This is a genomic window from Mesorhizobium prunaredense (assembly GCF_900156895.1).
Taxonomy (GTDB): Bacteria; Pseudomonadota; Alphaproteobacteria; order Rhizobiales; family Rhizobiaceae; genus Mesorhizobium; species Mesorhizobium prunaredense.
The window spans coordinates 127,190-146,985 of sequence record NZ_FTPD01000022.1 but is presented as its reverse complement, the minus strand read 5'-3'; the positions used below and the strand labels follow the sequence as shown (position 1 = coordinate 146,985).

The 19,796-nt window shown below is 63.7% G+C and carries 22 protein-coding genes and 2 tRNA genes; 14 read left to right on the top strand and 10 right to left on the bottom strand.

Annotated features, from left to right (window positions below):
• Window positions 1–13 precede the first annotated feature (13 nt).
• From BQ8794_RS17620 to BQ8794_RS17575, 10 genes are all read right to left on the bottom strand, one after another.
• Window positions 14–89: transfer RNA gene (locus BQ8794_RS17620), tRNA-Phe, on the bottom strand.
• Between the two features lie 197 nt (window positions 90–286).
• Window positions 287–490 (bottom strand): DNA gyrase inhibitor YacG, encoded by a 204-nt coding sequence (gene yacG, locus BQ8794_RS17615; RefSeq protein WP_077379741.1) that lies wholly within the window; start codon window positions 488–490, stop codon window positions 287–289.
• Complete coding sequence (locus BQ8794_RS17610; RefSeq protein ID WP_077379739.1) at window positions 487–1,113, bottom strand: Maf-like protein; 627 nt, start codon at window positions 1,111–1,113, stop codon at window positions 487–489. The genes yacG and BQ8794_RS17610 overlap by 4 nt, the downstream gene beginning before the upstream one ends.
• A gap of 25 nt (window positions 1,114–1,138) precedes the next feature.
• Entirely contained in the window at window positions 1,139–1,357 is a 219-nt protein-coding gene (gene infA, locus BQ8794_RS17605) for a translation initiation factor IF-1 (protein ID WP_006200926.1), read from the bottom strand.
• Between the two features lie 204 nt (window positions 1,358–1,561).
• Window positions 1,562–1,969: an arsenate-mycothiol transferase ArsC gene (locus tag BQ8794_RS17600; protein ID WP_143744599.1), complete on the bottom strand. Its 408-nt coding sequence runs from the start codon at window positions 1,967–1,969 to the stop codon at window positions 1,562–1,564.
• A gap of 58 nt (window positions 1,970–2,027) precedes the next feature.
• Window positions 2,028–2,513, bottom strand: a complete 486-nt coding sequence (locus BQ8794_RS17595) for a UPF0262 family protein (protein WP_027155503.1) — start codon at window positions 2,511–2,513, stop codon at window positions 2,028–2,030.
• A gap of 5 nt (window positions 2,514–2,518) precedes the next feature.
• Window positions 2,519–3,811: a histidinol dehydrogenase gene (gene hisD / locus BQ8794_RS17590; RefSeq protein WP_077379735.1), complete on the bottom strand. Its 1,293-nt coding sequence runs from the start codon at window positions 3,809–3,811 to the stop codon at window positions 2,519–2,521.
• Window positions 3,812–3,820: 9 nt separating this feature from the next.
• Entirely contained in the window at window positions 3,821–4,255 is a 435-nt protein-coding gene (locus BQ8794_RS17585) for a DUF2948 family protein (protein WP_077379733.1), read from the bottom strand.
• A gap of 373 nt (window positions 4,256–4,628) precedes the next feature.
• Window positions 4,629–5,921: a UDP-N-acetylglucosamine 1-carboxyvinyltransferase gene (murA, locus tag BQ8794_RS17580; RefSeq protein ID WP_077379731.1), complete on the bottom strand. Its 1,293-nt coding sequence runs from the start codon at window positions 5,919–5,921 to the stop codon at window positions 4,629–4,631.
• 138 nt (window positions 5,922–6,059) lie between these two features.
• The gene (locus BQ8794_RS17575; RefSeq protein WP_077379729.1) at window positions 6,060–6,290 is read right to left on the bottom strand and encodes a hypothetical protein; all 231 of its coding nucleotides are present in this window, start codon (window positions 6,288–6,290) and stop codon (window positions 6,060–6,062) included.
• 149 nt (window positions 6,291–6,439) lie between these two features.
• Here BQ8794_RS17575 and BQ8794_RS17570 point away from each other — a divergent pair.
• From BQ8794_RS17570 to BQ8794_RS17505, 14 genes are all read left to right on the top strand, one after another.
• Window positions 6,440–6,514: transfer RNA gene (locus BQ8794_RS17570), tRNA-Thr, on the top strand.
• Between the two features lie 29 nt (window positions 6,515–6,543).
• Window positions 6,544–7,218, top strand: coding sequence for an ABC transporter permease (locus BQ8794_RS17565; protein ID WP_244555012.1), 675 nt, complete (start codon window positions 6,544–6,546; stop codon window positions 7,216–7,218).
• A gap of 226 nt (window positions 7,219–7,444) precedes the next feature.
• Window positions 7,445–8,014, top strand: coding sequence for an FMN reductase (msuE, locus tag BQ8794_RS17560; RefSeq protein ID WP_244555011.1), 570 nt, complete (start codon window positions 7,445–7,447; stop codon window positions 8,012–8,014).
• A gap of 25 nt (window positions 8,015–8,039) precedes the next feature.
• Window positions 8,040–9,140: a dimethylsulfone monooxygenase SfnG gene (gene sfnG / locus BQ8794_RS17555; RefSeq protein WP_077379783.1), complete on the top strand. Its 1,101-nt coding sequence runs from the start codon at window positions 8,040–8,042 to the stop codon at window positions 9,138–9,140.
• A gap of 54 nt (window positions 9,141–9,194) precedes the next feature.
• A complete protein-coding gene (locus tag BQ8794_RS17550) occupies window positions 9,195–10,088 on the top strand; it encodes an ABC transporter ATP-binding protein (RefSeq protein ID WP_077379726.1) in 894 nt (297 codons plus the stop codon).
• Window positions 10,088–10,984, top strand: a complete 897-nt coding sequence (locus BQ8794_RS17545) for a branched-chain amino acid ABC transporter permease (protein ID WP_077379724.1) — start codon at window positions 10,088–10,090, stop codon at window positions 10,982–10,984. Before BQ8794_RS17550 ends, BQ8794_RS17545 begins: the two co-directional genes overlap by 1 nt.
• 3 nt (window positions 10,985–10,987) lie before the next feature.
• Window positions 10,988–12,025: a branched-chain amino acid ABC transporter permease gene (locus tag BQ8794_RS17540; RefSeq protein ID WP_077379722.1), complete on the top strand. Its 1,038-nt coding sequence runs from the start codon at window positions 10,988–10,990 to the stop codon at window positions 12,023–12,025.
• A gap of 49 nt (window positions 12,026–12,074) precedes the next feature.
• Window positions 12,075–13,406 (top strand): ABC transporter substrate-binding protein, encoded by a 1,332-nt coding sequence (locus BQ8794_RS17535; protein WP_077379720.1) that lies wholly within the window; start codon window positions 12,075–12,077, stop codon window positions 13,404–13,406.
• A gap of 69 nt (window positions 13,407–13,475) precedes the next feature.
• Window positions 13,476–14,267: an ABC transporter ATP-binding protein gene (locus tag BQ8794_RS17530; protein WP_077379781.1), complete on the top strand. Its 792-nt coding sequence runs from the start codon at window positions 13,476–13,478 to the stop codon at window positions 14,265–14,267.
• Window positions 14,264–15,511, top strand: coding sequence for an SfnB family sulfur acquisition oxidoreductase (locus BQ8794_RS17525; RefSeq protein ID WP_077379718.1), 1,248 nt, complete (start codon window positions 14,264–14,266; stop codon window positions 15,509–15,511). The genes BQ8794_RS17530 and BQ8794_RS17525 overlap by 4 nt, the downstream gene beginning before the upstream one ends.
• Window positions 15,512–15,542: 31 nt before the next feature.
• Window positions 15,543–16,718 carry an FMNH2-dependent alkanesulfonate monooxygenase gene (gene ssuD / locus BQ8794_RS17520; protein WP_077379717.1) on the top strand — a complete coding sequence of 392 codons (1,176 nt, stop codon included), beginning with the start codon at window positions 15,543–15,545 and terminating at the stop codon, window positions 16,716–16,718.
• Window positions 16,715–18,145 (top strand): FAD/NAD(P)-binding protein, encoded by a 1,431-nt coding sequence (locus tag BQ8794_RS17515; protein WP_077379715.1) that lies wholly within the window; start codon window positions 16,715–16,717, stop codon window positions 18,143–18,145. The genes ssuD and BQ8794_RS17515 overlap by 4 nt, the downstream gene beginning before the upstream one ends.
• Window positions 18,146–18,172: 27 nt before the next feature.
• Window positions 18,173–18,679 carry a flavin reductase family protein gene (locus BQ8794_RS17510; protein WP_077379713.1) on the top strand — a complete coding sequence of 169 codons (507 nt, stop codon included), beginning with the start codon at window positions 18,173–18,175 and terminating at the stop codon, window positions 18,677–18,679.
• A 277-nt stretch (window positions 18,680–18,956) separates the two neighbouring features.
• On the top strand, window positions 18,957–19,640 hold the full coding sequence (locus BQ8794_RS17505) for a Crp/Fnr family transcriptional regulator (RefSeq protein WP_244555010.1): 684 nt from the start codon (window positions 18,957–18,959) through the stop codon (window positions 19,638–19,640).
• The last annotated feature ends 156 nt before the right edge of the window (window positions 19,641–19,796 follow it).

Below are 19,796 nucleotides of genomic sequence, written 5' to 3'. Positions count from 1 at the left end.
TTGGGGAAAGTGATGGTGCCCAGAGGCGGATTCGAACCACCGACACGCGGATTTTCAGTCCGCTGCTCTACCAACTGAGCTATCTGGGCCTGTTCCGGCACGCGGGCAGTTCTGCACGCCGGATTTCTTGAAAGCGCCGCAGGCGCCCCTTGAAAGCGGGTGGGTTATAGCACGGGAATCCGGCCTGTCCAGCGCTTAAGCGTTGATTTCAAGCGGCAAACGAGCAGTCGCTCGACAGCTCGATTCATGGGACGCGGTCGAAGTCACCAAGCCGTGCCGAACAGCTTCATTTGGGAGGGTCGTTGTCCGTTTCGTCCTCGTCATTGCGGCCCGGAATGACATAGGCGCCCTTGAGCCAGCGGTTGAGGTCGATGTCCTTGCAGCGCACGGAGCAGAACGGGTAGGTCTCGCGCGCCGACGGCTTGCCGCATTCGGGGCAGGGCCGCTTGGGGCGCAGCGGCGTGACCTTGTCGTCCGAACCCGAGTTCATGGCCGAACTGACTGCCAGTTGGCATGCACCTTGAAGCCCTCGCCGGCCAGCAGCGCCACCGTCTCATAGAGCGGCAGGCCGACGACGTTGGTGTAGGAGCCGACAAGCTTGACCACGAAGGCGCCGGCCAGCCCCTGGACGGCGTAGCCGCCGGCCTTGCCGCGCCATTCTCCCGAGGCCACATAGGCGTCGATCTCGGCGCGCGGCAGCCGCTTGAAACGCACCCTGGTCTCGACCAGCCGCTGGCGCAGCTTGCCGCTCGGCGTGATCAGGCAGATGCCGGAATAGACCCGGTGCGAACGGCCGGACAGCAGCCCGAGGCAATTGGTGACGTCGTCGAACGTTTCGGCCTTGGGCAGGATGCGCCGGCCAACGGCGACCACCGTGTCGGCGGCCAGCACGAAGCTCGGTGCATAATCCTCTTCGGTCTGCAGCGAGGCCAGCGCCTTTTCGGCCTTTTCCTTCGACAGGCGCTTGGCCAGCGAGCGCGGATGCTCGGCGCGCAGCGGCGTTTCGTCGACACCGGCCGGCAGCACGCGGTCCGGCTCGATGCCGGCCTGCTGCAGCAGCTCGATCCGACGCGGCGAACCCGAGGCAAGCACGAGCTTCGGCAAAGTGCTCATCGCGATCCCGGGAGCTCTGACGATCTTACTTGAAACGGTAGGTGATGCGGCCCTTGGTCAGGTCGTAGGGTGTCATCTCGACCAGGACCTTGTCGCCGGTCAGCACGCGGATGCGGTTCTTGCGCATGCGGCCGGCGGTGTGGGCGATGATTTCGTGTTCGTTTTCAAGCTTCACCCTGAACATCGCATTGGGCAATAATTCCGTGACGACACCCGGAAACTCGAGGACTTCTTCCTTCGGCATTCGATACCTTTGCTTGGATGGATTCCCAGCGCCTAGAGCATGATGCCGAAAAGTGTGAAGCGGTTTTCGGACGACATCATGCTCTACTTCTTGGATTTAGAGGCGGATTCAGATCTCAGGTCGAACAGACCTGAAATCATCCGACTCTAGCCGGAATTTGGGCGGAACCTATATGATAATCGTGCGCTTGTGAACATGCTTAAATCAGCCCGGTTTTTCTGCTTCCGGCGCCAGAAAACGGCGGCCGATCCGCGCCTTCAGCCGTTCGCGCACCTCGCGATAGGCGGCCATGATCTGCTCACGCGTGCCGCCGACGCCAGTCGGGTCCGGCATCGGCCAATATTCGACGTCGACGGCCAGCGAGCGGGTAAGCTCGAGCGCGGTGTGATGGGCTTCCGGCGACAGCGTGATGATCAGGTCGAAATAGTCGTCCTCGAGATCGTCCAGTGTCCTCGGGTGCCGGTCGCCGAGCGAAAGCCCGTCCTCGGCCAGCACGGCGTCGACGAACGGGTCGCGTTCGCCGCCGCGCACCCCGGCCGACGCGACGAAACTGGTGGCCGGAAGCACCTGGCGCGCCAGCAGTTCGGCCATCGGCGAGCGCACGGCGTTCATGCCGCAGACGAACAGGATCGAGCGGGGCAGGATCGAGCGGGGCAGGGGGACTGACAGTTCAGCCTCGCCAGTGCAGCACGCAGACCAGCGTGAACAGCCGGCGCGCCGTGTCGAAATCGATGTCGATCTTGCCGGCCAGCCGGTCCATTAGTGTCTGCGAGCCCTCATTGTGCAGACCGCGCCGGCCCATGTCGATCGCCTCGATCTGGCTTGGCGTCGAGGTGCGGATGGCGTCGTAATAGCTTTCGCAGATCATGTAATAGTCCTTGACGATGCGCCTGAGCGGCGTCAGCGACAGGATGTGGGTGACGACCGCCGCGCCGTCCTCGCGCGTCACCGCGAAGACCAGGCGGGATTCGGCCAGCGACAGTTTTAGCCGGTAGGGCCCGGCGCCGTCGTCATTGACCGGCTGGAAGCTGTTTTCCTCGATCAGGTCGAAGATCGCCACCGCCCGCTCATGCTCGACATCGGGCGTCGAACGGCCGATCGATTCGTCGAGCTCGACATCGATCAGCCTGGCACGGGTTCGATCGTAGTCCGCCATGTCAGCTACATATTCAGCCGGATGGCGACGGAGCGTCCATGCGCGTCGAGGCCTTCCGCTGTGGCCAGCGCGATGGCCGCCGGCGCCAGCGCCCGCAGCTGATCCGGCCCGAGCTTCAGGATCGAGGTGCGCTTGACGAAATCGAGCACCGAAAGCCCGGACGAGAAGCGCGCCGAGCGCGCCGTCGGCAGCACGTGGTTGGAGCCGCCGACATAGTCGCCGATGGCTTCCGGCGTGTGGCGGCCGAGAAAGACAGCGCCGGCATTGCGCATCCGCGCCAGGAAGGCTTCCGGCGCGTCGATGGCAAGCTCGACATGTTCGGCCGCGATGCGGTCGACCAGCGGCAGCGCCGCCTCGATTCGGGGGACGTGGATGACGGCGCCGAAATCGCGCCAGCTCGCCGCCGCCGTCCCGGCGCGCGACAGGTTTTGCAACTGGCGTTCGACCGCCTGTTCGACCGCCGCGCCGAAGTCAGGATCGTCGGTGATCAGGATCGACTGCGCCGACACGTCATGCTCGGCCTGGGCAAGCAGGTCGGCGGCGATCCAGTCCGGATCGTTGCTGGCGTCGGCCACGACAAGCACTTCCGATGGCCCGGCGATCATGTCGATGCCGACCGTGCCGAACACCTGGCGCTTGGCCGCGGCGACATAGGCATTGCCGGGGCCGACGATCTTGGCGACCGGCTTTATCGTCTCGGTGCCATAGGCCAGCGCTGCGATCGCCTGCGCGCCGCCGACGCGGTAGATCTCGGATATGCCGGTCAGATCCGCCGCCACCAGCACCAGCGGATTGATGACGCCGCCGGGCGCCGGCACCGCCATGACGATGCGCTCGACGCCGGCGACCTTGGCCGGCACGGCGCTCATCAGCACCGAGCTTGGGTAGCTCGCCGTACCGCCCGGGACATAGAGCCCGACCGCCTCGATCGCGGTCCAGCGCGAGCCGAGTTCGACGCCGGCAGCGTCGGTATAACGGTCGTCGTTCGGCCGCTGCCGCTCGTGATGCGAACGGATGCGGTCACGGGCGAATTTGAGCGCCTCGATCGTCTGCGGGTCGGCCGCATCATAGGCCTTGGCGATGTCGTCTTGCGACACGGCAATGCCGAGGCCTTTCAGGTCGGCCTGTTCGAATTTCTGCGTGTAGTCGATGAGCGCCGCGTCGCCCTCGGCGCGCACCCGCGCGATGATCGCGCGCACCACGGCGTCGACGTCCTCCGAGACCTCGCGCTTGGTCAAAAGGAACGCGGCAAACCGCTGCTCGAAATCGGCATCGGACAGACGAAGCGTGATGGCCATCTTGTGTGCTCAGGCTCTGTGGAAGGGGCGCGACGTCGCTTCCCAGGCGCCGCCAATGTCAGCCAGCCGCGCCTCGATGCACTCGACATCGAGCATGATCGCGCCGCCGCCGGAAAAGATCAGCTCGACAATGCCGGCCGGCTTGTCGAGGGCGACGAAGCTGATCGCCAGCAGCGACAGCACCTCGTCCGGCTTGTCGCGGGCAATGCCGCTGGTCTTGGCGCCCAGCACCCGGTCGAAATGCAGCACGCTTTGCCGCCGCTCATTGTGCTCGCGGAACAGCCCCGATTTCACCTCCCAGACGAAGCGGTTCATCGTCATCACGAAGCGCTTGACCGCCGGCATGTATTCGAGGTCGCCGACCTTCAGCACGGCGTCCTGGACATGGGCCGAGACGATGCTCAGATCCTGATCGTCGAGCGCGACAAGCTTGAGAAGGTTCATGCGGAGTTCGCACCTGCGAAGGTTTACATCAGTTTTCTGTTAGGCGGTCTTGGCGATCCGTGCAACCGCGCCACGGATTCTGACCAGAGCATCGCATTTGGATTCTTGCGAAGGTGGACCCCCACCCTAACCCTCCCCACAAGGGGGAGGGAACGCTGCCGCGCACCTAAAATTTCCCCTTTGGCGCTGAAAGGCGGGCAATTTGCGGAGGTCAGCGCCAACGGAAGTCTCCCTCCCCCTGTGGGAGGGGTTAGGGGTGGGGGTCCATCGTAGAGCGAAAGCCTCGGCTCTCCACCTGCGATAGCCCTGATCCAGGCGGCGAGAAGATGCCGGCGGGCAGATGAGGGGCAGCGCCGACCTCAGGCCGTTACCTCTACCCCGAAATCCGCTCGATCTCCGCGCCGCAGCCGGACAGCTTTTCTTCCAGCCGCTCAAAACCGCGGTCGAGATGATAGACCCGGTTGACCGTGGTCTCGCCTTCGGCCGCCAGGCCGGCGATGACCAGCGACACCGAAGCGCGAAGGTCGGTCGCCATCACTGGGGCGCCCTTCAGCTTCGGCACGCCGTCGACGATCGCCGTCTGGCCGGACAGTGTTATGTGGGCGCCGAGCCGGGCAAGTTCCTGGACGTGCATGAAGCGGTTTTCGAAGATCGTCTCGGTGATGCGCGACTTGCCCTTGGCCATCGTCATCAGACCCATGAACTGCGCCTGCAGGTCGGTCGGGAACGCCGGGAAGGGCGCTGTCGTCACGTCGACAGGCGCAATGCCGGCGCCGTTGCGCCTGACGCGGATGCCGGAATTGGTCTGCGTGATCTCGGCGCCGGTTTGGGAGATCACGTCGAGCGCGGTCTGCAGCAGGTCCGCCCGCGCGCCTTCGAGCACGACGTCGCCGCCGGTCATGGCGACGGCCATCGCATAGGTGCCGGTCTCGATGCGGTCAGGTATCACCCGGACGCGCGCGCCCGACAGCGCTTCGACGCCGTCGATGGTGATGGTCTCGGTGCCGGCGCCGGAAATCCTGGCGCCCATGGCGTTGAGGCATTCGGCGAGGTTGACGATCTCGGGCTCGCGGGCGGCGTTTTCGAGCACCGTCTCGCCCTTGGCCAGTGACGCCGCCATGACAAGCACATGGGTGGCGCCGACCGACACTTTCGGGAAGACGTAGCGATTGCCGACAAGACGGCCGTTCCTGGTCTTGGCGATGACATAGCCGGTGTCGACGTCGATATCGGCGCCCAGCGCCTGGAGGCCTTCCAGGAAAAGATCGACCGGCCGCGTGCCGATGGCGCAGCCGCCGGGCAGCGACACCTTGGCCTCGCCCATGCGGGCAAGCAGCGGGCCGATCACCCAGAACGAGGCGCGCATCTTCGACACCAGTTCGTAGGGTGCGGTGGTGTCGACGATGTTGCGGGCGGAGAAAGTGACGGTGCGCGAATAGCCCTCCTGCTGCTTTTCGCGGCGTCCATTGACCGAGTAGTCGACGCCATGATTGCCGAGGATGCGGATCAACTGCTCGACATCGGCCAGATGCGGCACGTTTTCCAGCGTCAGCGTGTCGTCGGTGAGCAGCGAAGCGATCATCAGCGGCAGCGCGGCGTTCTTCGCGCCCGAGATCGGGATGCTTCCGGCAAGCTTGTTGCCGCCGACAATTCTGATGCGATCCATGGAAGAGCGTCCCCTCGGCCGAAAGGCCGGTTTAATCGGTTGAGTCTGTTGTGGCCGGTCTAGACCCCGGCCCGTCTAAACCATTGGCCGGCTTGGTTCAAGAAACAGGATTCCCGCGCCGTGGCTGTTGATAATAGGTCAATCCTTTTGCGTTTCGAGCCCGTCCGGCCGCTTGTCGGCCCCGCCAGTGCGTCGCGAGCGCGACTGCGCCTTGCGCTTCTGCAGATTGGCGCGCAATTGCTCGGCGAGCCGGGTCTTGCGGTCAGCCCTTTTCGGTGGGCTGTCCTTTTTCGATAGCCCGCCCTTGTCAGATCGCCCCTCCTTGTCGGGTGAACCCTCCTTGTCAGATGGAATTGCCTTGTCGTTCATGGTTCCGTCCCGGCTGACCCTCTATTCAGGGATAGCCAACATTGTGGCGCTGCCATGTCCGCAAAAGCCGTCGGAGCGGGCTTTCACAGATGGCTTGCGCTTGGCCTTGCGCTTGCCGGTTCGATATGGCAGAAGCCCCGCCATCAGCGGCTGCGGTAGCTCAGTGGTAGAGCACTCCCTTGGTAAGGGAGAGGTCGAGAGTTCAATCCTCTCTCGCAGCACCAGTTTCCAACGGCATTCTAGAACGGGTTCTATGCACAGCTGCGCAGGGTTGCGCCTGACGCTGCGCACTGGTTCGGCACCGACCAGCTGGGCCGCGACGTGCTATCCCGCATCGTGGTCGGCTCGCGCGATATCCTGCTGGTTTGCGCCGCTGGCGACACTTCTGGGCGTTGCCGCCGGCAGTGCGCTTGGGCTCATGCTTGGCTATTTCGATGGGCTGGTCGATGCAGTGGGGGCAAGGCTGCTCGATACGCTGATGGCGTTTCCCTTCATCGTTTTGGTCACTATGACGCTGGTCGCGCTCTGGCCATCGAACTTCACGGTCATTCTGGTGATCGGCATCGCCTGGGCAAGGACCGTTCGCGCCGCCGTGCGCGAGCAGCGGGAGCGCGACTATGTCAGCGCCGCCCGCCTCGGCGGCGAAAGCACGCTCGCCATCGTGTCCCTGGAAATCCTGCCCAATGTCAGGGAGACGACCCTCATCGAGCTGGTGACGCGGCTGGGATATGCGTTCTTTTCGATCGCCACGCTGAGCTTCCTCGGCCTCGACATCCAGCCTCCTTCCGCCGATTGGGGCCTGGCGGTTGCCGTTGGCTACGGCTTCCTCACCGGCAGCAAATGGTGGGTCGTGGTCTTCAATTCGGCGGCAATTGTTTCGCTTGTGATGGCACCAAACCTCATTGCGCAAGGAATAGGGCGCCTTTGAAATGTTGATGGATGAATTTGCGGCCGTTTCGATCCTTCTCGTGCGGTGGCCTGCGCTCTGCTCCCATACGGACGGTGCTACCGATCATGGAGCAGAACGGCTTTTTTCTCCCGGGAGCGGAAAAACAAAACCTAGTTCCTTATATCTATAGTTTTTGTAGAATATGGTCTGCTCCAGTTTAGAAACGCCCTGTTGCGCAGACAGGGGGGGCTGGGAGATTGACGGCGTGGCACGATTATCGGTTCTCGGAATATCGGGCGGCGTAAACACACCGTCACGCACCACCGCGGTGGTGAACGCGCTGGTCAAGGCGGTCGCGTTGCGCGTGCCGGCCGACACCGGTCTGATCGAGATCACCGAGGCGGCACCCTCGCTTTTCGCCGGCCTATCCCGCGGCGCGCTTGGCGCATCCGGAGAAGCGATCATCCAGCGTGTCGAGAATGCCGATCTGCTCGTGGTCGGCACGCCTGTCTATCGGGCTTCCTACACCGGCGCCCTCAAACACCTGTTCGATCTCGTTGATTATCGTGCGCTGACGGGCAAGACCGTGCTGCTCGCGGCGACCGGTGGCAGCCCATACCATGGCCTGATGCTCGAACATCAGCTCCGGCCATTGTTCGGCTTTTTCGGTGCCGTCACCGTCCCGACCGGCGTCTACGGCGCGCCCGACGATTTCATCGAAGGCGAGATCGCCGGTGCGGCCATCATCGAGCGCATTTCAAGGGCCGCTACCGAAGCGGTCTCCTTGCTCAATTCCAGTCATGCGAACGATGCCGTCGCCACGCGCGTCGGCTGAATCAATCAAAAAAGGGAACAACGACATGGCCTCGCATTCCGACAGCCTCAAATTCGCCTACTGGGTTCCGAATGTCTCGGGCGGACTGGTCATCTCCAACATCGAGCAGCGGACCGGCTGGGATATCGATTACAACCGCAAGCTCGCCCAGATCGCCGAGGCCAATGGCTTCGATTACGCGCTGAGCCAGATACGCTTCACCGCCGGCTACGGCGCCGACAACCAGCATGAATCGGTGTCGTTCAGCCATGCCTTGCTTGCCGCCACCACAACGCTGAAGGTCATCGCGGCGATCCTGCCCGGCCCGTGGAATCCTGCGCTGGCGGCCAAGCAGATCGCTACCATCAACCACCTGACCAATGGCCGCGTCGCCGTCAATGTCGTCAGCGGCTGGTTCCGTGGCGAGTTCGCCGCCATTGGCGAGCTCTGGCTCGACCATGACGAGCGCTATCGCCGGTCGGAGGAATTTATCCGGGCGCTGCGTGGCATCTGGACCGAGGACAGTTTCACGCTGAAGGGCGACTTCTACCGCTTCACCAACTATTCGATGAAGCCCAAGCCGATCGAGCCCTTGCCCGAGATCTTCCAGGGCGGCTCGTCGCGCGCCGCGCGCGACATGGCTTCGCGGGTCTCCGACTGGTATTTTACCAACGGCAACACGCCGGAGGAGATCCGGAAGCAGGTCGACGACATCCGCGCCAAGGCGAAAGCCAATGGCCACAACGTCAAGATCGGCGTCAATGCCTTCGCCATCGCTCGCGAGACTGAGGCAGAGGCGCGCGCAGTGCTCGACGAGATCATCGCCAAGGCCAATCCCGAGGCAGTCCAGGGTTTTGCCGATCAGGTCAAGAATGCCGGCAAGGCCTCGCCGGAAGGCGAAGGCAATTGGGCGAAATCCTCCTACGAGGATCTGGTGCAATACAATGACGGCTTCCGCAGCAATCTCATCGGCACGCCGGAACAGATCGCTGAACGCGTCCTCAAGCTCAAGGACGCCGGCGCCGACCTGATCCTGCTCGGCTTCCTGCATTTCCAGGAAGAGGTCGAGTTCTTCGGCAAGCGCGTCATTCCACTGGTGCGCGAACTGGAAGCGGCTCGCGACAGGGAACTTGTCGCCGCGGAATAGGTCAGGCGCGGCCCTCGGGCCGCTGCCGGTTCTCCTTCAAATCAGAGACGTTTCATGATTGGTGCTTCGCTGGGAGTCGCCGCATACGAGCGCGCGCCCGAAATTTCAGGCATTCTTGCTGGTGCTCGTCCCGTGGAGGACACGCGCCAGGCGCGCCAATCGGCAAAGGCTGATGCGATGCTGGCCCTGAGCGGGATCGGCATTTCCTTTGGCGGCGTTAAGGCGCTGAGCGACATTGATCTCGAGGTCAAAGGCGGTGAGATCCGCGCGGTGATCGGCCCCAACGGCGCTGGCAAATCGTCACTGATCAACATCATCAGCGGCCTCTATCACGCCGACCACGGCAGGATCGCGATCGACGGCCAGTCCTTCTCACAGGTGCCGGCGAGTCGCCTGGCGCGACTGGGCGTTGCACGCACCTTCCAGAACCTGGCGCTGTTCGGCGGGCTTTCGGTGCGCGACAACGTCGCGTCCGGCCGCGTCTACACCAGGCGCGCCAGTTTTGTTGAACACATTGCCAATCTGCCACGCGCCCGGCGTGAAGATGCGGGAATCGCCGAAAAGGTCGACCAGACAATCGCCTTCCTGCATCTTGAGGCCGTCGCCGACCGCCTGGTCGCCAGCTTGCCCTACGGCCTGCAGAAGCGGGTCGAACTGGCCCGCGCCCTGGTCGCCGAGCCGAAGATCCTGCTGCTCGACGAACCGATGGCCGGCATGACGGCGACCGAGAAAGCCGAGATGGCCGGGTTCGTGCGCGCCGCGCGCGACCAACACGGCGTCACCATCATCCTGATCGAGCACGATATCGGCGTGGTCATGGGACTCTCCGACCGGGTCGCCGTGCTCGACTACGGCCGCAAGATCGCAGACGGGACGCCGGCCGAGGTCAGGACCGATCCGGCAGTGATCCGGGCCTATATCGGCACCGCCGATGGCGAGGACATCTGATGAGCTACTATGATTTCCTCTTCGCCATCGAAGTGCTGGTCGGCGGCCTGCTCTCTGGGGTCATGTATTCGCTTGTCGCCATCGGTTTCGTGCTGATCTACAAGACGTCGGGCGTGCTGAACTTCGCGCAAGGGTCGATGGTGCTGTTCGCAGCGCTCACCTTTGTCAGCCTCGTCGAACGCGGCATCCCCTTCGCGCTTTCGCTGCTCATCACCTTCGCGGTCATGGTCGCGCTGGGCTTCACCATCGAGCGGATTGTGCTCAGGCCGCTGGTCAATCGCTCGCCGATGACGCTGTTCATGGCTACGCTTGGGCTGTCCTACATCATTGAGGGCGCTGCCCAGCTGATGTGGGGCACCCAGGTGCACGGGCTCGATCTCGGCATAGACGACACGCCCTTCGAGGTCGGCGGCATCCTGATCTCGTCGTTTGACCTTCTCGCCGCAGGCATTGCCGCGGCGATGGTGGCGGGCTTGAGCGCATTTTTCTATTGGACCCGGATCGGGCTGGCGTTTCGCGCCGTCGCCGACGACCAGTTCGCGGCGCTCGCCGTCGGGCTGCGGCTGCCCCGGATATGGGGAACGGTGTGGACGGCCGCGGGGTTCGTGGCGCTGGTCGCGGGGCTGCTTTGGGGTGCGCGTCTCGGTGTCCAGTTCTCTTTGTCGCTGATCGTTTTGAAGGCGCTGCCGGTGCTGGTGCTTGGCGGCTTTGATTCCATCCTCGGCGCCATCGTCGGCGGCCTCATCATCGGCGCCAGCGAGAAGCTCGCTGAGGTCTATCTCGGCCCCTTCGTTGGCGGCGGCATCGAAGGCTGGTTCGCCTATGCGCTGGCGCTGGTGGTCCTGCTGGTGCGCCCATCCGGCCTGTTTGGCCAGAAAACCGTCGAAAGGGTCTGACCGATGGCCGTGCAAGCGCTCGATGCCGCAAGGGTTCCAATCGACTGGCAGAGATTAGCTCTGCCGGCCGTGCTGGTCGTCGTCGCCTATGGCCTGATCCCCGCCTACGCGTCGAGCTATCTCGTCGAGGCAATCCTGCTGCCGTTTCTGGCGCTCAGCCTGGCGGCGGTCGGCCTTAACCTGCTGACCGGCTATTGCGGCCAGCTTTCGCTTGGCTCTTCCGCCTTCATGGCGGTCGGCGCTTTCGCCGCCTACAATTTCAACCTGCGGGTCGACGGGCTGCCGCTGGCGGCGACCATGATCCTGGCCGGGATTTCGGCCGCCGGCATCGGCGTCGTGTTCGGCCTGCCCAGTCTCAGGCTGCGCGGCTTTTATCTCGCCGTGTCGACGCTCGCCGCCCAGTTCTTCGTGCAATGGGCGTTGACCAAGTTCGGCTGGTTCTCCAACTACAATCCGTCCGGCGTGATTTCGGCGCCGCATCTCATCGTCGCTGGGTTCCCGCTCGACGGCGCCACCGGCCGCTACCTGCTTTCGGTCACCACGGTCATCGTGCTCACCGCTCTCGTCTGGCGGCTGGTCAACAGCGCCACCGGCCGCAACTTCATTGCCGTGCGCGACAATGAAACGGCGGCGCGCGTCATCGGCGTGCCGGTGCTGCGAACCAAGCTGCTGGCCTTCGCCATCTCGTCCTTCATTATCGGCGTCGCCGGTGTGCTGTGGGCCTTCACCTATCTGCGCACCGTAGAGCCGGCCGGCTTCAACCTCGACCGCTCCTTCCAGATCCTGTTCATCATCATCATCGGCGGGCTGGCTTCGATGCGCGGTGCGTTTCTGGGCGCGGCCTTCATCGTCGTCTTCCCGCTGGTTCTGTCCCGGCTCGGCGCCTTCCTGTTTGGCGGCCTGTTCGATTCGGGCGTGCTCGACATGAGCCAGCGCATCGTGCTCGGCGCCCTCATCATCATCTTCCTCATCGCGGAACCGAGCGGGCTGTCGGCCCTCTTCGACCGCCTGAAACGACGGATCGGCTCAAGGTCCAGCTGAGCGCCGCTCGACATCCTCTCACGGACCCACACCTCAGGAGACGCAACTCATGACCTTCTTCAGTCATCTCAAGAAAGTGGCGATCGCCACGGCCTTCGTGCTCGGCGCGACGGCTGTCCACGCCGACGAACAGTATTTCCCCCTGCAGAGCTATCGCGTCGGCCCCTATGCCGCCGGCGGCACCGGCTTCTTCGGCGGCTTCATCGACTACCTCAACCTGATCAACATCCGCGACGGTGGCGTCAACGGCGTCAAGCTGACCTGGAGCGAAGGCGAGACCCAGTATGAGGTCGAGAAGGGCGTCGAGGTCTACGAACGATTGAAGAGCAATCCGGGTATCGCCGCCTGGAACCCGCTTTCGGTCGGCATCGCCTACGCCATGATCGACCGCATCACTGACGACAAGGTGCCGCTGATCACCATCAACCACGGCCGCACCGACACCACGGACGGGCGCGTGTTCCCTTACGTCTTCCCGCTGCTGCTCAATCCCTACAGCGAGACTTCCGGCATCGTGAACTACATCGCTTCCAAGGAAGGCAGCCTGGACAAGCTCAAGGGAAAGAAGATCGTGGTGCTCTATCACGGCTCGCCCTACGGCAAGGAGACGATCCCGATCTACGAGCTGCTGGCGCAGAAATACGGCTTCGAACTGTCGCAGATCGAGGTTCCGCATCCGGGCAACGAGCAACAGGCACAATGGCTGACGATCCGTCGCGAGCGTCCCGACTATGTGGTGCTGCGCGGCTGGGGCGTGATGAACCCCGTAGCGCTGAAGACTGCGCAGAAGACCGGCTTCCCGGCCGATCACATTGTCGGCAATGTCTGGTCGAATTCGGAAGAGGACGTCATCCCCGCGGGCGATGCCGCCAAGGGCTATACGGCCATCACCACCCAGGCCTCGGGCGAGCAGTATTCGGTGGTCCAGGAGATCGTGAAAACGATCTACGGCGCCGGCAAGGGCAATCTCGAGGACAAGGGCCGCATCGGCTCGGTCTACCACAATCTCGGCATCGTCAATGGCATCCTCAATGTCGAGGCGGTCCGCATCGCGCAGGCCAAGTTCGGCAACCGCACGCTGACCGGCGACGAAGTGCGCTGGGGCTTCGAGCATCTCAAGCTCGATCCGGCGCGCGTCGCGGCGCTCGGCGCCAAGGATCTGTTCCACTCGATCAATGTCTCCTGGGACAATCACGAGGGTGACGGCTACGTGACCTTCCAGCAGTGGGACGGCAAGAAGTGGAACGTCGTGTCCGACTGGATCGCGCCCGACTGGAAGCTGCTGCGCCCGATCATCGAGAAGTCGTCCGAGGCCTACGCCAAGGAAAAGGGCATCAAGATCCGCACGGCCGAAGACGCCGAAGCGGTGGTCAGCAACTGAGTTTGAGTTTGCATGGCGCGGCCGACAAACTGGCCGGCCGCGCCATCCAGCTTCCCAGCGGAGTCATCGATGTCCAGCCCGGAAAACCCGATCCTGTCAGTTAGCAGCGTGGAAGCCGTCTACAACGGCGCCATCGCGGCCCTGCACGGCGTCGACCTGTCGGTCGGCAAAGGCGAGATCATCGCCTTGCTCGGCTCCAACGGCGCCGGCAAGACCACGCTGCTGCGCGCCGTATCCAATCTCCTCCCGGCCGAGCGCGGCACTGTTACCGCCGGTCGGATCACCTTCGATGGCGAGGATGTTTCAAGGGCAAGCCCCTCACAGCTCGTCCGCAGCGGCCTCGTCCAGGTCCTCGAGGGCCGGCATTGCTTCCGTTCGCTGACGGTCGAAGAGAACCTCCTCACCGGCGCGCTCGGGCGCTCGTCCTCTCGCACCGGCGTCAAGGCCGACCTCGACCGTGTCTATTCACTTTTCCCCAGGCTCGCCGAGAAGCGGCGAACCCGGTCCGGCCTCACTTCCGGGGGCGAGCAGCAGATGACGGCAATCGGCCGGGGCCTGATGTCGCGGCCGAAACTCTTTGTTCTGGACGAGCCGTCGATGGGGCTCGCGCCGCTGATCGTCGACGAGATATTCAGCGCCCTGAAACGACTAAACCGCGACGAAGGCCTTTCGATCCTCGTTGCCGAACAGAATTCGGCGGTCGCGCTGAAATACGCCGACCGCGCCACCGTGCTCGAGAACGGCGTCAGCGTCCTCGAAGCATTGGCTGACGACCTGCGCCAGCGCGCCGATATCAAGACCTACTATCTCGGCGGCTCGCCGCTTCCATCCGACCATTTCCCCAAGGAGACCGCAGCATGACCATCCAATCGAAGCAGCCGTCCGATATCCGCAGCGCCGTGCCACCGGTCGAGCGTCCGTCAGCCAGGGCGCATGTTATCAGGACCGACGCCGAGGCGATCGCTGTCGCCGAAAAACTGGCCGCCGAATTCGCCAGGGACGCCTCCAGGCGGGACCGTGAACGCCTCTGGCCGACGGGAGAGCTCGATGCGTTTTCGCAGAGCGGCCTGTGGTCGATCAACGTGCCGAAAGCCTATGGCGGGCCGGAGCTCTCCTATGTGACGCTGTCGAAAGTGATCACCGTCATCTCGGCGGCCGATCCGTCGCTGGGCCAGATTCCGCAGAACCATCTCGGCGTCGTCGCCGCCATCCGCACCGTCTCCGACGAGGCCCAGAAGAAGCTGCTTTTCGCCGAGGTGTTGTCCGGCACGCGCTTCGGCAACGCGTTCTCCGAATTCGGCGCCAAGCGGGCGGCCGACTTCGAAACCAAGTTCGTCGACGCCGGTGACCATGTCGTCGTCAACGGCCAGAAATTCTATTCGAGCGGCGCGCTACTCGCGCATCTGGTCCCGATCGTGGCGCTCGATGACGAGGGCCGCGCCTGGTATGCCATCGCCGATCGCGGCGCGCCCGGACTGACGGTCATCGACGACTGGTCGAGCTTCGGCCAGAAGACGACATTGTCCGGCACGGTCTTGCTCGACAATGTGAAGGTGCCGAAGACGCATCTGGTTCCCGGCTATAAGGGCTACGATCGGCCGACGGCCGACGGAGCCATCTTCCAGATCATCCAGGCCGCGGTCGATCTCGGCATCGCCAAGGCGGCGATCGATGAGACGGTCGATTTCGTGCGCACCAAGTCGCGCGCCTGGATAGACAGCGGCGTCGATCATGCCTGGCAGGATCCTTATACGATCCAGGCGATCGGCGACCTTCGTCTGCGCGCCAATGCGGCAGAGGCGGTTCTGGAAAAGGCCGGGCTTGCGGTCGATCGCGCCGTCGCCGACCCGGACGAGAAGACCGTCGCTGAAGCGCAGATCGCTGTGGCGGAATCCAAGATCCTCACCACCGAGATCGCCATCAATGCCACGAACAAGCTGTTCGAGCTCGCCGGCACACGCTCGACGCTGGCCGAGCACAATCTCGACCGGCATTGGCGCAACGCCCGCACCCACACGCTGCACGATCCGGTGCGCTGGAAATACGCGATCTTGGGCAACTACTACCTCAACGACGTCAATCCGCCTCTCCATGCCTGGAGCTGAGCAAGGCGCGCCAGGTCACAGAGGACTATTCATGAGCATTGCCACTCCCGACAGGATCAAGGTCCTGTGGTTTCTTCCGACCCATGGCGACAGCCGCTATCTCGGCACCTCCGAGGGGGGCAGGGCGGTCGACTTGCCCTACCTCACCCAGGTCGCCAAAGCTGCCGATGCCATCGGCTACTATGGCGCGCTGCTGCCGACCGGACGCAGTTGCGAGGACAGCTGGGTTGTGGCGTCGGCTCTGGCGCCGCTGACGCAGCGGCTCCGCTTTCTTGTCGCCGTCCGGCCGGGCCTGCAATCGCCGACGCTCGCCGCGCGCATGACCTCGACGCTCGACCGCATTTCCGGCGGACGACTGCTGATCAATGTGGTCACCGGCGGCGATCCGGTCGAGAACAAGGGCGACGGCATCTTCCTCAGCCATGACGAGCGCTATGAGGTGACGCGGGAATTCCTCGACATCTACAAGGCCGTGCTGCGCGGCGAAACCGTCGCTTTCGAAGGTAAGCATTTCCGCATCGAGGACGGCCGGCTGCTGTTTCCGCCCGTGCAGACGCCACATCCGCCGCTCTATTTCGGCGGCTCGTCAGAGGCGGCCAACGCGGTCGCCGCCGAACAGATCGACAAATATCTGACCTGGGGCGAACCGCCGGCCGACGTCGCCGCCAAGGTTGATCATGTGCGCGGCCTTGCCGAGAAGGCGGGACGAGCGGTGAGTTTTGGAATCCGATTGCATGTCATCGTCCGCGAAGCAAATGACGAGGCCTGGGCCGATGCCGACCGGCTGATCAGCCGCCTCGACGATAGGACGATCGCCGAGGCGCAGAAGGTTTTCGCGCGCATGGATTCCGTCGGCCAGTCGCGAATGAGCCGGCTGCATGGCGGCCGTCGCGACAAGCTGGAAATCAGTCCGAACCTGTGGGCCGGCGTCGGCCTGGTTCGCGGCGGCGCCGGCACCGCCCTGGTCGGCGATGCGGCCACGGTGGCGGAACGGATCGACGAATACCGGCGTATCGGCATCGATACCTTCATCCTCTCCGGTTATCCGCATCTGGAGGAAGCCTATCGTTTTGGCGAACTGGTGCTGCCGCTATTGCCGCTCGATCACGAAATCTCGACACGGGCAACGGCCGTGAACATGGGGCCTTTTGGCGAAACGGTGGCCGGCGACCATCGACCGTCGGCACTGCGCGCGAGTCAGTCTTGAGCGCCAGAGAATCGGGCAGGGGGCCGGTCGTAGTCATCATCGGCGGCGGCTTTTCCGGTGCGGCGACTGCGTTTCATCTTGCGCGGCTTCTGCCCGCCGGAGCTGCCGATATCGTGGTCGTCGAGCCCCGAGAGGGGCTCGGCTATGGTCTGGCCTATTCGACGCCCGATCCTTCACACCGCATCAATGTGCCGGCGTCGAGGATGACGCTGATCTCCGGCCAGGACAGCCACTTTGCCGACTGGCTGGAGCAGACCGGCGCCATTGCGGACGATCCCGAGGCCATTGCCGCCAATGGAGCGCTCTACCCGCAGCGTCGCGTTTTCGGGCGCTACGTGGAATCCCATCTTCAGCCCTTTCTGTTCGGCAAAACAATCCGCCATGTCAGATCCGCGGTCGCGTCAGCCAAGCTCAGTGGCGAGGGCTACCACCTGATCCTCGCTGAGGGAGGAACGCTCGCAGCGGACGCTCTGGTGCTTGCGACGACGCATCCGCCACCGACTTTGCCATTGTCCCTGCAGTCCGTGGCTGGTGCAGCCGGGCTGGTAGCCAATCCCTATGATCTCGAAAGGCTGGAAGCGATCGGACGCTGCGACCATGTGCTCGTCGTCGGCACTGGACTGACGTCGGCGGATGTCATCGCAACGCTCGACCGCAATAGCCATTGCGGTCGCATCACAGCACTGTCGCGCCATGGCTACCGATCGCGAGGCCATGCGGCTATGCTTGCCGATCCGATCGGCGACTTCACCGGCCTGCCTTCACGCAGCGCCACCGTGCTTCTCAGGCGTATCCGGTCGACCATCGCAACCGCCGCGCAGCAGGGCGAAGGCTGGCACCCCGTGCTCGACGCAGTCCGGCGACAAGGGCAAATCATATGGCAGGCCCTGCCGCTCGCTGAGCAACGCCGCGTCGTGCGCCATTTGCGCGCGCTGTGGGATGTGCATCGCTTCCGCATAGCGCCACAGATCGCGGCCGTGCTCGATCGCCGGGTTGCCGAAGGCACGCTCGCCTATCGCGCCGCATCGATTACTGGCGCCGAGCGGGTCGACGGGCGCATTGGTGTCACGCTGCGGCCAAGGCGCCAACACACCCAGACGATCGAGACGTTTGACAGAGTGATCGTCACAACCGGGCCGGCGCATGCCGATATTTTCCGGACCAACACCGCAATCGCCGCTCTCGGGCGAATGGGACTGGTCCGGCTGGACCCGATTGGTCTTGGCTTGGCGACCGACAGCCAAGGCCGTGCGGTCGGGACATCCGGCCGACCGACCGGCAGCATTTTCGTCAGCGGGCCGCTGGCGCGTGGCAGCGTTGGCGAATTGATGGGAATTCCCGAAGTCACCGCCCATGCCGAACGCATCGCCGCTGAAATCCACCAATGGCTTGGACACCAAACGGCGTTGCGTCGGAAGGCGTCGTGAAGCTGCAGACACGATGAGGCTGTCCAGATGACACTGACCGAACGCGTTCCCCTGATTGAAACCCGGATCCCCCTGAAATTTGCGATGCGACACCTCGCCGGGGCCGTCTCTGTCGTCACCGCTGGTCTCGGCGACGAACGGACGGGCGCAACTGTTACCACGGCCCACTCCCTGTCGGTCGAACCGGAGGTGATGGTCGTCAGCATCAACTTGAACTCGTCGACATGGGCAGCCATCAGCCGGCATCGGCACTTTTGCGTGAACGTGCTGCGCGCCGACCAGATTGCGATCGCTGACCGTTTCGCCGGGCGCGGCGGTCTGAAGGGTTCGGCGCGTTACGAGGGAGCTCGCTGGTCCAGCCTGCCAAGCGGTGCACTGGCACTCGACGGCGCGCTTGCCGCGGTCGACTGCACGGTCGAGGACACGATTGTTCGCCACAGCCACGCGCTGGTCCTCGGCAGCGTCCGGCATGTGGTCAGTGGAGAGCCCGGCCCGGCGCTGATTTATCATCACGGCGCGTATGGATCGTCGTAAACCTATTTTCGGTTCGTGGTGCTCGGGGGCGCAGGGGCTGCGCGCCCGGTTGTGGCACAACTCCGGCACAGTACGTTCGCTGACGAAGCCAGCGCGCAAGGATGCGCAAAGGGGATCGACTGCCGCCAGGGCCGTGTCTCAGTTTGAAGTTCGGCGGCGGGTGGCGAAGGTTTTGCCAAGCGCGCGTTCGCAGCCTATGCTTTGATATCGGCTGCCAGTGCTGCGGATGCAGCCGACAGTGAGAGGGTTCGTGCTCTTGCCCGTCCGGGAGAGAGCCGTGTCCCTTCCTCGCAATCATCTGCTGAAAGCCCTCTCCCCAGAGGATTTCGCGCTGCTACGGCCGTCAATGCATCATGTCCAACTGGACCTCAAAGCCCAGCTGGAGGTTCCGTATCAGCCGATCGAGCATGTGTATTTTCCAGAAGCGGGTATCGCTTCGGTGGTCGCCACCATGACTGGAGGACGGCAGAGTGAGGTCGGGATCATTGGCTATGATGGCATGACAGGCGTTGCCGTCATTCTTGGCCAGGACAGCTCTCCCAATGAGACCTACATCCAGGTCGCAGGCAATGGCTGGTGCCTGCCGGTTGAGAATCTTCGTGCTGAGGTGGCAAAGAGCCAGTCGCTTCGCGCGTCACTGCTTCGCTATGCCCACGCCTTCCTTGTCCAGTCGTCCCGGACGGCACTGGTCAATGGCCATTCCAAGATCGAGGAACGGCTGGCCCGCTGGTTGCTGATGGTCCACGACCGGACCGAGGGCAACAAGATCCGGCTGACGCATGAATTTCTGGCGACCATGCTCGGCGCTCGGCGCCCCGGCGTTACCACCGCCCTGCAAATGCTGGAATATCGGGGGCTGGTCCACGCCAAGCGCGGCGAGATCACGATCGTCCACCGTGCCGGAATGATAAAGCTCACACATGGCGCCTATGGCGACGAGGAGCAACGTCACTTCGGCTGATGCATGTCGCGCAAAAGCATGCCCTCGGGCCTGAACCAGCCCGAGGTTTGCAGCGGTTTTGCGATTACGACATGCATGAAAACAACAATCTGAAGCGCGTCGCATGAGGCCGGTCAACGCGACGCGCTCCGCCTGATTGTCCGATATCAGACAAAA